The organism is Streptomonospora litoralis (assembly GCF_004323735.1).
GTDB classification, from domain to species: domain Bacteria; phylum Actinomycetota; class Actinomycetes; order Streptosporangiales; family Streptosporangiaceae; genus Streptomonospora; species Streptomonospora litoralis.
Genome location: NZ_CP036455.1, coordinates 1,032,104 through 1,044,871 on the forward strand (window position 1 = coordinate 1,032,104; position 12,768 = coordinate 1,044,871).

The 12,768-nt window shown below is 72.3% G+C and carries 10 protein-coding genes; 7 read left to right on the top strand and 3 right to left on the bottom strand.

Annotation, left to right across the window (positions count from 1 at the left end; translation table 11 throughout):
* Positions 1-8: 8 nt before the first annotated feature.
* The 4 genes from EKD16_RS04485 to EKD16_RS04500 all read left to right on the top strand — a co-directional run bounded on the left by EKD16_RS04485 (position 9) and on the right by EKD16_RS04500 (position 4,221).
* Positions 9-1,370 carry a phosphomannomutase/phosphoglucomutase gene (locus tag EKD16_RS04485; protein WP_131097231.1) on the top strand — a complete coding sequence of 454 codons (1,362 nt, stop codon included), beginning with the start codon at positions 9-11 and terminating at the stop codon, positions 1,368-1,370.
* Between the two features lie 43 nt (positions 1,371-1,413).
* Entirely contained in the window at positions 1,414-1,590 is a 177-nt protein-coding gene (locus EKD16_RS04490) for a Trm112 family protein (protein ID WP_131097232.1), read from the top strand.
* A gap of 152 nt (positions 1,591-1,742) precedes the next feature.
* The gene (locus EKD16_RS04495; RefSeq protein ID WP_131097233.1) at positions 1,743-2,843 is read left to right on the top strand and encodes an SIS domain-containing protein; all 1,101 of its coding nucleotides are present in this window, start codon (positions 1,743-1,745) and stop codon (positions 2,841-2,843) included.
* Between the two features lie 31 nt (positions 2,844-2,874).
* Complete coding sequence (locus EKD16_RS04500; RefSeq protein WP_131097234.1) at positions 2,875-4,221, top strand: serine/threonine-protein kinase; 1,347 nt, start codon at positions 2,875-2,877, stop codon at positions 4,219-4,221.
* A gap of 40 nt (positions 4,222-4,261) precedes the next feature.
* Here the strand turns inward: EKD16_RS04500 and EKD16_RS04505 are convergent, their stop codons facing one another.
* Positions 4,262-5,728 (bottom strand): hypothetical protein, encoded by a 1,467-nt coding sequence (locus EKD16_RS04505; protein WP_131097235.1) that lies wholly within the window; start codon positions 5,726-5,728, stop codon positions 4,262-4,264.
* 487 nt (positions 5,729-6,215) lie between these two features.
* On the opposite strand from EKD16_RS04505, the gene EKD16_RS04510 reads away from it, so the two are divergent.
* Positions 6,216-8,165, top strand: coding sequence for an acyltransferase family protein (locus tag EKD16_RS04510; RefSeq protein ID WP_242677231.1), 1,950 nt, complete (start codon positions 6,216-6,218; stop codon positions 8,163-8,165).
* 114 nt (positions 8,166-8,279) lie between these two features.
* On the opposite strand, the gene EKD16_RS04515 is transcribed toward EKD16_RS04510, so the two are convergent.
* A complete protein-coding gene (locus tag EKD16_RS04515) occupies positions 8,280-8,678 on the bottom strand; it encodes a MerR family transcriptional regulator (RefSeq protein ID WP_242677387.1) in 399 nt (132 codons plus the stop codon).
* Between the two features lie 308 nt (positions 8,679-8,986).
* Here EKD16_RS04515 and ahcY point away from each other — a divergent pair, with 308 nt between their 5' ends.
* Together ahcY and EKD16_RS04525 are read left to right on the top strand one after the other, a co-directional pair.
* A complete protein-coding gene (gene ahcY, locus EKD16_RS04520) occupies positions 8,987-10,423 on the top strand; it encodes an adenosylhomocysteinase (RefSeq protein WP_131097238.1) in 1,437 nt (478 codons plus the stop codon).
* Positions 10,424-10,461: 38 nt separating this feature from the next.
* Positions 10,462-11,724 carry an adenosylhomocysteinase gene (locus EKD16_RS04525; protein ID WP_131097239.1) on the top strand — a complete coding sequence of 421 codons (1,263 nt, stop codon included), beginning with the start codon at positions 10,462-10,464 and terminating at the stop codon, positions 11,722-11,724.
* Positions 11,725-11,766: 42 nt separating this feature from the next.
* Here EKD16_RS04525 and EKD16_RS04530 read toward each other — a convergent pair whose 3' ends face one another.
* Positions 11,767-12,720, bottom strand: coding sequence for an RDD family protein (locus EKD16_RS04530; protein ID WP_131097240.1), 954 nt, complete (start codon positions 12,718-12,720; stop codon positions 11,767-11,769).
* Between the last annotated feature and the right edge of the window lie 48 nt (positions 12,721-12,768).

The following is a 12,768-nucleotide window of genomic DNA, read 5'->3' on the forward strand; positions in this document are numbered from 1 at the left end:
AGCAGCGTGTGGGTGACCTCGGCGACATCTTCAAGGCCTACGACGTCCGCGGGATCTTCCCCGACACCCTCGACGCCGCCACGGCGCGCGCCGTCGGCGCCGCCTTCGCGCGCACGGTCGGCGGCTCCGGGGCGGTCGTCGCCTACGACATGCGGCCCTCCTCGCCCGAACTGGCCACGGCCTTCGCCGAAGGTGTGACCGGCCAGGGCATGGACGTGGTGATGGCCGGTCTGGGCTCCACCGACATGCTCTACTTCGCCTCGGGACACCTGGAGCTGCCCGGGGCGATGTTCACGGCCAGCCACAACCCCGCGCAGTACAACGGGATCAAGATGTGCCGGTCCGGGGCCGCGCCTATCGGCTCCGACAGCGGACTGGAGGACATCCGCCGCCTCGCCGAGCGCGGCGTTCCCGAGACCGACGGTGCGCGCGGTTCCATCACCGAGCGCGACCTGCTCACCGAGTACGCCGAGTACCTGCGCTCCCTCGTCGACCTCTCCGGCAGCCGGCCGCTGCGGGTGGCCGTCGACGCCGGCAACGGCATGGGCGGCTACACGGTGCCCGCGGTGCTGGGCGGCGAGCGGCTGGGGGAGCTGCCGCTGACCGTCGACCCGCTCTACTTCGAGTTGGACGGCACCTTCCCGAACCACCCCGCGAATCCGCTGGACTACGCCAACCTCGTCGACCTGCAGGCCCGGGTGCGCGAGACCGGTGCCGACATCGGGCTGGCCTTCGACGGCGACGCCGACCGCTGCTTCGTCGTCGACGAGCGGGGCGAGCCCGTGCCGCCGTCGGCCATCACCGCCCTGGTGGCGGTGCAGGAGTTGGCCAAGGATCCCGGCGCCGCGATCATTCACAACCTCATCACCTCGACCGCCGTGCCGGAGATCGTGCGCGAGCACGGCGGCGAGCCGGTGCGTACGCGCGTGGGCCACTCGTTCATCAAGGCGACCATGGCCGAGACGGGGGCGATCTTCGGCGGTGAGCACTCCGCGCACTACTACTTCCGCGACTTCTGGCGGGCCGACACCGGTATGCTCGCCGCGATGCACGTCCTCCGGGTGCTCGGCGCGGACACCCGTCCGCTCTCGGAGATCACCGCGGAGTACACGCGCTACGCGGCCTCGGGCGAGATCAACTCCGAGGTCGAAGACCAGGAGGGCCGCACGGCTGCCGTCGAACTGGCCTTCTCCGACCAGGCGGCCAAGGTCGACCACCTCGACGGGCTGACCGTGATCACGGCCGACGGCTCCTGGTTCAACCTGCGGGCCTCCAACACCGAGCCGCTGCTGCGGCTCAACGTCGAAGCCCCCGACACCGCGGCGATGGCGAAGCTGCGTGACGACGTGCTCGCCATCGTCCGGGCCTGACCGCAGCGCCCGGCGCACCACGACCACCGAACGGAAGACGGCGATGACCGCGAAGATCGACGACTGGCTGCTGGAGATCCTGGCCTGCCCCAAGAGCAAGGGACCGCTGCGGCTCGACGAGGAGGCGGGCGAGCTGGTCTGCGACGAGAGCGGGCTGGCCTACCCGATCCGCGACGGCATCCCGGTGCTGCTGGTCGACGAGGCCCGCGCCGTCGAGTGACGCCGGTCCGGGCCGGCAGGTCCGGTACCTTCGGCGCCGATCCGCCGGTTTCGCGCCGATCGCGCCTGCGCGGCCGTCGGCGGCGCAGAGCGCGGCCGCGGGGTGTTCCTCCGGCGGCCGGACACGTTTGCCAAGGCAGCGGAGGGGAGCCCATGGCGGCCGAGTTCGACGAGTCGCGGCTGGATGATCCCGAGGCCGGCGCCGAGGCGCTGCGCGGTGCGGCGTCAGCGGCGGCCCGGCTGCGCGCCGCGCGCACGGCCGCGGCCGAGGCGCCACTGGAGGTGCTGAGCCGCGACGGCCGGCCGCGCTCCATCGTCGTCGTGGGCGCCGGCGGCGCGGGGTTCGCCGGCGAGGTGCTGGCCGCGGTGCTGGGAGCGGGATGCCCTATCCCGGTGGTCACGGTGTGCGACTACCGGCTTCCGGGCTGGGTCGGCGGCAACGACCTCGTCGCCGCGGTCGCGTCCGCAACCGGCCGGATTCCGGAGTGGGTACACGACTGCGCGGTCGAGGCAGTGCGGCGCGGTTGCCGCTTCCTGGCCGTGGGGCCGCGCGACAACGGCCTGGCGGCCGTCGCCGAGCAGGCCCGCGCGCCCGCGATCTCCTTCGGCCGTGTCGGAGACCCCGCCGACACGGTGTGGGAGCCGGCGGCCGCCCTGCTCACGGCTGCCGAGAGGGTCGGGCTCGCCGCGCCCGACGGGGCCGCCTACGAGGCGGCCGCGGCGCGTCTGGAGCAGGCCGCCGTCGACTACGGGCCGGGCGCCGAGAGCTGGGAGAACGAGGCGAAGACCGCGGCCGCGGACCTCGCCGGCAGCCTTCCGCTGGTGTGCGGCGCCACGCCGGTCGCCGAGACCGCCGCCCGCTACTTCGCCTCCCGGATGGCCGCGGTCGCCGGATACCCCGCGGTCTGCGGCCGTGCGCCGGGCGTCCTTGACGACCGGATCGCCTTCGTGGATGGGCCCTTCGGCGGCACCGGCCCGCGGTCGATCTTCGACGATCCGGTGGAGGACGGCACCGTGTCGGTCCGGCTGGTCCTCCTGCGCGATCCCGAGGAGGGGGCCGCGGCCGGTTGCGACCTGGCGGCGGCCGCTGACACGGCCCGGGACAGGGGCGTCGGCGTCACCGAGTTCTCCGCGCCTGAAGCGGGCGCTATGGAACGCATCGCCGGTTTGATCGCTCTAACCGATTACGCCACTGTGTACGTAGCCGTCGCTTATGGCGCGGATCCGCTAGCTCATACGCTGGTCGTGCGTTAGCGCCAGCCACGACCGCATCTGGAGGAGATCGATGCCCGGTCCCGAGTCGCTGTCGCCGAACGACCCCGCCTCGTTCGGTGGGTACAGCGTGGTCGGACGCCTGGGGAAGGGCGGCCAGGGTGTGGTCTACCTCGGCCGGGACGAAGAGGGCGAGGAGTTCGCCATCAAGGTCCTGAACGACCAGTGGGCGCAGGACGACGATCTCCGCAAGAGGTTCGCCAAGGAGGTGCGCGCGGCGCAGAAGGTGGCGTCGTTCTGCACCTCCGCCATCCAGGACGCCCAGCTCGACGAGGACCCGCCCTACGTCGTCTCCGAATACGTCCCGGGCAAGTCGCTGCAGGAGGCCGTGGCGGCCAAGGGCCCGCACAAGGGCGCCGCGCTGCAGCGGCTCGCGGTCTCCACCGCCACCGCGCTGGTGGCCATCCACCAGGCCGGCATCGTGCACCGCGACTTCAAGCCCGGCAACGTGCTGCTGGGGCCCGACGGGCCGCGGGTGATCGACTTCGGTATCGCGCGTGTGGCCGACGGCACCGCCACCATGACCAACTCGATCGTGGGGACGCCCTCCTACATGGCGCCCGAACAGATCGAGGGCCGGACCATCACCGACAAGGCCGACGTCTTCGCGTGGGGCTGCGTCATCGCGTTCGCCTCGACGGGCAACGCGCCGTTCGGCACCGACAGCGTCCCCGCCGTCGTGCACCGCGTGGTCAGCGCGCCGCCCGACCTGACGGGGCTGCCGGAGTCGCTGCTGGGCATCGTGCAGAACTGCCTGGACAAGGATCCCGCCCGCAGGCCGACGGCCCAGGAGCTGCTGATGCGCCTGCTCGGGCACGAGGGCGGCGTCGCCACCGACGACGCCCTTCGGGAGGGCGAGCGCATCGCCGAGGCGCACCCGCCCGGCGGGCCGCAGGCGCCGGCGCCCGGTCCGGGGTACGCGCCGGGGCCGCCCCAGGGCCCCGCCACGCCGCCTCCCAGCGGGCCGCAGACTCCCTACCCGGCCGGCTACGGCGGCGCGCAGGGCGGCGCGGTGCGCCCGCCCACGGGGCCGCAGCCGACGGGGCCTCAGCAGGGCGGGTACCCGCCGCCGCAGCAGATGGCGCCGGGACCGCAGATGCCCCAGGCCAACCCCGGCATGACAGGCGCTCCGCGCGGTCCGGCCACACCGGTCCCGCCCCCGGCGACCGGCCCCAACACCGTCTACGGCAACCGCGGCGTGCCCCACCAGCAGCCGCAGAACATGCAGCAGAACCCCGGCGCGCCGCAGCGCCGAGTCGAGGACCCCATCCTGTCCCAGGGCTGGGTGGTCCCGGCGGTGCTGATCGCGATCATCATCCTGCTGCTCGTGCTCGTCCTCGTGGCGCTCAGCGGCGGCTGAGGCAGGTGCGCCGGTGTGCCCGGCCGGGCTCCGACCGCCCTCAGTAGCGCGCGGTCCTGGTGAGGTGGCCGATCGAGCGGGCCAGCACGTCGTCGACGAACGCCTCGACCTCGGGCCAGCGGTCGTCGGCGCCGTCCGTGGGGACGAGGGTGACGCAGTCGGCGCAGCCCGGTTCCAGTACGTCCACGGCGCCGTCGTCGGTGGTCATCCAGCCGTCCGCGGTGACCGCCAGCACCCCGGTCGAGGCCGAGCCCACTTCCTGCACGAACACGAGCAGCTGCAGCACTCCGTCGGCCAGGTCGATGTCCAGCGCGGCGTGCCATTCGTCGGCTCCGGGGGTGAACAGCGCCCGCCGGGCCGCGGCGTCGCGGCGCTCGTCGACCGAGGGGGCGACTGCACCCCGGCCGGAGGTCGCGGCGGTCGCGACGGCGGTTTCGCGGCCGACGGCGGAGTTCTCGGCGAGCGCGGTGGCGCGGCCGCCTTGCGGAGCGCCGGGACGCGGGGCATCCGACGGGTCGGCGTACTCGGAGCCGCCGGTGGAGCTGCTGACCACGGAGCGGGACGCGGGGTCGAGTTCGCGTAGTACCAGGCGCAGCGACGCACAGCGCAGGCGCAGGTGCTCGACGATCCGGCGGTGCACGGCCGCGGCGAGGCGGCCGCTCTCACTTCGGCCCGCCACCGGGGCGCGGGAGACGCGACTCAGCTCCCAGCGCAGCGCGGCGGCCTCCAGGTCGGCCAGCAGCAGCACCAGCGGGGTCAGCCGGTCCTCGGCGGTGCGCGGGGGAGGCACGGCCGGGCCTGCGCTCGCCTGCGCGGGGCCCACCGGCCCCGGAGCGGTTCCGGCCGCGGACGGGGCGCCGCCGACCACCGGGGATGCGGGTGGTGGGCAGCGCCGGTCGATCGCGGGTGGCGGGAGGTCCGAGCGCATGAGCGACAGGGCGGCGACCCACCACGGCAGTGGGCGCAGGTGCGTCGAGAGCGGCTCAACGCCGGGTCCGAGGCCCGGCTCCGCACTCGACTCCGGGCCGGCGCCGTGCCGCGCCGCGGCGCCCTCCGCGGCGTCCAGGGCGTCGGCGCAGGCCAGGAAGAGGTTCGCGGCGCGGATGACGGCATGGGTCTCCGCGGCGGCGGCGTCGGCCAGCACCGTGCCGATCCCCTCGGGGATGTGCAGCGGGGGGTGGAAGTCGGGGATGCCGTGCGCGAGCGACTCGAAGTACTGCGGTGTCAGGCGGACGCCCGCGCGGCAGTCCTGGGCCATCGCGACGAACGCGTCCTCTGCGGCGTCGACCTCCGCCGCGGGGCCCGCCTCCTGTCCGGCCAGCGTGCGCAGCGCCTCGACACGGCGGCGGGCACTGTGGCGGTCGACCGCCGGGTCGTCGGCACTGTAGCCGTAGCGACGGCGCTCCGCCCATACCTCGCGCAGCCTGTCGAGATTCGCGAGCCGTCGGCGCACGGCGTCGGGAAAGCTCTCCGGAACAAGGTCGCGACCGCGTCGTCGGGTGTCCACGGTGTCACCGTAGCCAGCGGCACGGCGGATAAAACCCGGCTTGTGATGATCCTTCGGCGAAAGCAGGCGAAGTGCCGTGCCGATCCGCCGGGTCGGGCCCCATCGAGGACGCGGAGGCGGTAACCTGCCACCGCACCGCCGCGTCGCCCGGCCGAGCTCCCCCCGGAATGCTCCGCAGGACAACCGGCGACGATCCCCGCGCGTCTTCGAAGTATTCCCGCACGCAATCGGGGCCGCCCCGCCCTGTCGCCCCGAGTTGCGCCATGCTCTAACGGCACGGCCAGTGAATGAGGTAACCGTTACCGTGCAGCCACCGTCGACCTCCGGTTCCCCGGCGGTACCGCCGCCGGTTGCTCCGGCCTCCGCATCGTCCCCGCCCCACTCAGCGGCAACCGCCGAGCGTCGCAGTGGCGGCGGCCCCGGACCGGGGTCGGGCGCCGGCTTCCGTCCGGAGATCCAGGGCCTGCGCGCCGTCGCCGTACTCCTCGTGGCCGCCTACCACATCTGGTTGGGCCGGGTCTCCGGCGGTGTGGACGTCTTCCTGCTGCTCACCGGGTTCCTGATCACCGGGTCACTGCTGCGCGCGGTCGAGCGGCGCGGGCGCGTCGACTTCGCCGCGTTCTGGAGCCGACTGGTCAAACGGCTTTTCCCGGGAGCCGCGGCTGCCCTGGCGGGCATCCTCGTCGCGAGCCTGCTGTTCCTGCCCTCTACGGCATGGCGCGAGGCGATCTCCGGAGTCGTCGCCTCCGCGCTGTACTTCGAGAACTGGCATCTGGCGCTGAACTCGGTGGACTATCTCGCGCAGAACAGCAGCGCCGGTCCCGTACAGCACTTCTGGTCGCTTTCCGTGCAGGGCCAGTTCTACCTGCTGTGGCCGCTGGTGATCACCGCGGCGGCCGCTCTGGCCCGCGCCGCCGGGTGGCCGCTGCGAGGCGTCACGGGAACCGTGCTCGCGCTGGTCTTCGCCGCGTCGCTGACTTATTCCGTGGTGCTGACCGAAGCCGACCAGCCGTGGGCCTACTTCGACACCGGTGCCAGGCTGTGGGAGTTGGCGCTGGGCGGGCTGCTCGCCGTCGCCCTGCCGCACCTGCGGCTCTACCGGCCGCTGCGCATCGTGCTGGGCTGGGCCGGACTGGCGGCTCTGGTCGCCTGCGGGCTTCTGGTGCCGGTCTCCACCATGTTCCCCGGATACATCGCCCTGTGGCCGACCCTCGCCGCCGCGGCGGTGATCGTCGGGGGTTCCACGAACTCTCCGCTGGCGGCCGACCGGCTGCTCAACCTGCGGCCGATGCACTACATCGGCGACCACGCCTACACCCTCTACCTGTGGCATTGGCCGGTGCTGGTCTGCTATCTCGCGGTCGCCGACCGAACCACGCCCAGCCTCACCGGCGGCTGCCTCATTCTGGCGGTGTCGATGGCGCTGGCAGTGGCCACGCGGTGGATCACCGAGAACGGCGTCGACGCGTTCACCCGCACCCGCACGGGCAATCTGTGGTCCCTCTCGGTGGGCGCCGCGTTCCTCGTGCCGGTGCTGGCGGGCGCCTGGGTGTGGTCGGGCTATCTCGACCAGGAGCAGCGCCGCCAGGAGGCGGCCGCCGCCCGGTCGGCGGATTATCCGGGCGCGGCCGCGATCGGCACCCCCGCCGCGGCGCCCGCCGGGAGCCCTGTCCCCATCAATCCGGCACCCGCCAACGCCGCCGCCGACGTGCCGGTCACCTACGCCGACGGCTGCAACCAAGGGACCCACAGCTTCGAGCTGATCATGTGCATCTACGGCCCCGAGGACTACGACCGCACGATAGCGCTGGTCGGGGGCTCCCACGCCGCCCACTGGTTCCCCGCCCTCCAGCGGATCGCGGCCGAGAAGCGCTGGCGCATCGTCAACCTCGTCAAGGGCGCGTGCATGTTCACCGGCGCCGAGCAGATGCGCGGCGGCGAGGTCTACCACTCGTGCATGGCGTGGAACGAACGTGTCATGGCCGAGCTGGCGGAGTTGCGCCCCGACGCCGTCTTCACCAACGCGACGCGAACCAACATCGACGCCTCAGCCGGCCCGTTGGGCGAGGTGGTCGTGGACGGCTACGTGCAGCGCTGGCGCGAGCTGGGCGAGATGGGCATCGACGTTATCGCCGTCCGCGACACCCCGCGCCTGGACTTCGCCGCTCCCGACTGCCTGGCCGAGGAGCCGCCCGAGGAGTGCGTCGGTCGGCGCTACAACGCCATGGCGCGCGTCTCGCCGCTGAAGTCCCTGGACGACGTCCCCGCCAACGTCACCTTCCTGGACTTCACCGACCAGCTCTGCCAAGGCGACATGTGCCCCACGGTGATCGGCAACGTCCTCGTCTACTGGGACAGAGCCCACATCACCGCCACCTACATGCGCACCCTCGCCCCCGTCCTCCGCTCCCGCATCGAGGCCGCCACCGACTTGTGACGGCCGCCCCCGGTGCGGCGGCCGGGCGGATGCATCGTGGAACCGGATGGCGCGTCCAGCCTCGACCGGATCGCCCCGGCCGCATCGAGGCGGTCGGCTTCGGCAGGCGCGGTTCTAGGGGTGCCCCCGGTCTGCGGGGCGCGTCCGGCGGACGTCGGGGGATTCCCTGCGCTGGAGGAGGCGCAGGGCCTTCTGCTTTTCGAAGTCCATGGCCCGGGCCGGTGCCGGGGCGAGGCGGCCGACCCGTTCGCCGAAGGAGCGGACCCGGGCGAGGACGGCGGGTTCGGCGAGGACGCGAAGGGCGAACGCGAGGGCCGCCGGGGGGATGTCGTAGGTCTGCTCCAGTTCCTGTCCCGCGGAGACCGCGTCGAGATCGTTCTCGCTGAAGCGGCGGTGGCGGTGTCCGCGGCCGGTGGGCTGTTCCTTGGTCGGCGGGGTCAGGCCGAGCGATTCGCGGTAGCGGAGCATGCGCGGGGTCATGCCCAGGCGCTCCGCGGCGGTGGAGATCGGCAGGGCGGGCGGCGGCTCGGAAGCGCCTCGCGGGCTCCGGTGGAGCGGTGTTCCGGCCTCCGCGGACCCCCGAACGTGAGCGGAGTCACTGCGTTGTTCACGGACGGAGTCGTGCGGGTGGCCGATCGCCGCGGAATACGAGGTTGCCGCCCGGTTCTCAGGGTGCGCCATGGGTAGTCACTGTAACCCGTGCGCCCGTTTCGGCGAAGTAAATCTGACTCTGCAGCGTCAAATTCGCTCCATTGGTCGTGCCACGGGCCGCCGCCCCGTCCTAGACTCGGTGCGCATCCACCCAGGAGGAGTAAAGACGCATGTCCTTCGACTACAAAGTCGCTGACCTGTCCCTCGCCGAGTTCGGGCGCAAGGAGATCCGGCTCGCCGAGCACGAGATGCCCGGTCTCATGGCCACCCGCGCCGAGTACGGGGCGTCGAAGCCGCTCCGCGGCGCCAAGATCATGGGCTCCCTGCACATGACCGTGCAGACCGCCGTGCTCATCGAGACCCTGGTCGAGCTGGGCGCCGAGGTCCGCTGGGTCAGCTGCAACATCTTCTCCACCCAGGACCAGGCAGCCGCCGCTGCCGTCGTGGGCCCCAACGGCACCCCCGACAACCCCCAGGGCGTGCCGGTCTACGCCTGGAAGGGCGAGACCCTCGAAGAGTACTGGTGGTGCACCGAGCAGGCGCTGACCTGGCCTGGCGGCGAGGGTCCCAACATGATCCTCGACGACGGCGGCGACGCGACCATGCTCGTGCACAAGGGCGCCGAGTTCGAGAAGGCCGGTGCTGTGCCCAGCCCGGCCGCGGACGACCCCGACGAGTTCAAGGTCTTCCTGAACCTCCTCAAGAAGAGCGTCGCGGCCGACCCGCAGAAGTGGACCCGCGTCGCCTCGCGCATCAAGGGTGTCACCGAGGAGACCACCACCGGTGTGCACCGTCTCTACGAGATGCACCGCGACGGCAAGCTGCTCTTCCCGGCGATCAACGTCAACGACTCGGTCACCAAGAGCAAGTTCGACAACAAGTACGGCATCCGCCACTCGCTGCCGGACGGCATCATGCGCGCCACCGACGTCCTCATCGGCGGCAAGATCGCGCTGGTGGCCGGCTACGGTGACGTCGGCAAGGGCTCCGCGGAGTCGCTGCGCGGCCAGGGCGCGCGCGTCGTCGTCACCGAGGTCGACCCGATCAACGCCCTCCAGGCCGCCATGGACGGCTACGAGGTCGCCCGGGTCGAGGACTACGTCGAGACCGCCGACATCTTCATCACGACCACCGGCAACTTCGACATCTTCACTGCCGACCACATGTCGCGGATGAAGCACCAGGCCATCATCGGCAACGTCGGCCACTTCGACAACGAGATCGACATGGCCGGCCTGGAGAAGACCCCGGGCATCGTGAAGACCGAGATCAAGCCGCAGGTGCACGAGTACCGGTTCTCCGACGGCCACAGCATCCTGGTGCTGTCCGAGGGCCGACTGCTCAACCTGGGCAACGCGACCGGTCACCCGAGCTTCGTGATGTCCAACAGCTTCACCAACCAGACGATCGCCCAGATCGAGCTGTTCACCAAGACCGACGAGTACCCGCTGGGCGTCTACGTGCTGCCCAAGCTCCTCGACGAGAAGGTCGCGCGGCTGCACCTGGACGCTCTGGGCGTGAAGCTGACGGAGCTGAGCAAGGAGCAGGCCGCCTACATCGGCGTCGACGTGGCCGGCCCCTACAAGCCCGACTACTACCGCTACTAAGCGGTACCGCAGCGCACGGAATCTGGGACACTTCCCGGATGGCATCCCTGCATAGCGACGTCGCGGACCTCGGCCTGGCCCAGGCCGGGGTCCGCCGCGTCGAATGGGCCGAGCGCGCGATGCCGGTCCTGCGCAAAGTGCACGACCGCTTCGCCGCGGAACGGCCGCTCGCGGGCATGCGCGTCGCAGCGTGCATGCACGTCACGGCCGAGACCGCCAACCTGCTGCGGGCGCTGAGCGGCGGCGGCGCCGAGATCGCCCTCGCGGCGTCCAATCCCCTGTCCACCCAGGACGACACGGCCGCCGCGCTGGTCGCGGAGTACGGCATCTCGGTCTACGCGCGGGCCGGCATCGACCCGCAAAGCTACGACCGCAACCTGGTCACCGTCCTCGAACAGCGCCCGCACCTGCTGCTGGACGACGGATGCGACCTTGTCAACGTCGCCCACATGGAACGCCCCGAACTGCTGTCGGAGGCCGTGGGGGGCTGCGAGCAGACCACTACCGGCGTCATCCGGCTGCGCCGGATGAGCACCGAGGGCGTGCTCAAACTGCCGATGGTCGCTGTCAACGACACCGCCACCAAGCGGATGTTCGACAACCGGTACGGCACCGGCCAGTCCACTCTGGACGGCATCATGCGCGCGACCAACGCGATGATCGCCGGGCGCACCGTCGTGGTGGCCGGGTTCGGCTACTGCGGGCGGGGCCTGGCCGAGCGTGCGCGGGGGCTGGGCGCCCGAGTCATCGTCACCGAGGTCGACCCCGTCAAGGCACTCGACGCCGTCATGCAGGGCTACACCGTGCTGCCCATGGACGAGGCCGCGCCCATCGCGGACGTGCTGGTCACCGTAACGGGTAACCGCGACGTGGTCCGCGCCGAGCACCTGGCCTCGCTCAAGGACGGCGCGGTCCTGGCCAATTCCGGCCACTTCGACGTCGAGATCGACCTGCCGTCGCTGGAGGCGATGTCGGTGGACATCCGCCGCGAGGTCCGACCGCAGGCCGACGAGTACGTCCTGTCCGACGGCCGGCGGATCGTCCTGCTGGCCGAGGGGCGCCTGGTCAACCTCGGGGCGGCCGAGGGGCATCCGGCCGCCGTGATGGACATGTCGTTCTCCGTGCAGGCGCTGACGGTGGCCTGGCTGGCCGGCGCCCACTCCGGCCTCGAACCGGGGGTGCTGGACGTGCCCGACGGAGTCGACACCCAGGTCGCCGGCTTGGAGTTGGAGGCGCTGGGCGTGCGCATCGACCGCCTCAGCCCCGACCAGTTGGAGTACCTCAACTCCTGGCAGGTCTGAAAGCCGCGGCGGCCCTGCAGGGGCACCTGCGCGCGACGCGGACTAAGAGGGCGGGTGCTGCCGGGAATCCGCCCCGCCGGGGGCGCCGCCGGGAGCGGGGAACCCGCCGCTCTGCGGCGACTGCGGGCCGTCGGGCCACCCGGGAGCAGGTGTGCCGCCGTGGCCGTGCGCCGCCGGGCCGGCGCCGCCCTGCTGCCAGGCGTCCTGCACGCCCGCGCGGCGCTCGGCCAGCCGCTCCTCTTCGCGGCGGCGGCGTTCGGCCAGGACCGCCGCGAGGTACTCGGGGGGAGCCGTGCCGGGCGGCGGAGGCGGGCTGACGACCGCGGAGACGAGGTCGGCGATGCGCACCCCCATGCTGTAGCGCGACTCCTCGGTGAGCTCGCCGAAGCGCATCAGGTACTGCCGCGCCATACCGGCGGTTTCGGAGGAGAGCTGGGAGAGTTCGGCCCCGCGGGCCCACTCGGCCAGCTGCGGAGGCATCGCAAAGGAATCGTCGGGACGCCGGGCGGCGCGCTCGTGCACCACCATGGTGCCGGCGATGAAGTCGCCCACGCGGCGCCCGTCGCGGTTCAGCAGCGAACAGAGCAGCGCGACCACACCCGAGAACGTCCAGATCTCCACCACCGCGGCCAGGGCGCGTCCGAGTGCCTGGCGGAACCGCTCGGGCGAACCGTCGGTGCCGACCACGCGCAGCCCCAGCGCCAGCTTGCCCAGCGAGCGCCCTCGGGTGAGCGTCTCGAATGCGGTGGGGTAACCCACCACCACGAGCACGATCAGCGCGAGATTGATGGCCGCGGTGGCTGCGGCGTCGAGGCCGGAGCCGACCAGCGACGTCAGCAGGACGGCCAGCACCAGCGCCACCACCTGCACGGCGACGTCGATGAGCAGCCCTGCCATGCGAGTCGCGAAACCGGCCGGACGCAGGTCGAGCACCACGGCGTCGCCGGTGACCAGGGGCGCCTGGTCGTCGAAGGGTGCACCGCCCGGATGAGCCACCGTCGCCCGCCTTCCTGGAATCGCCGCGCCGCAGGGCGCCGACTGTAC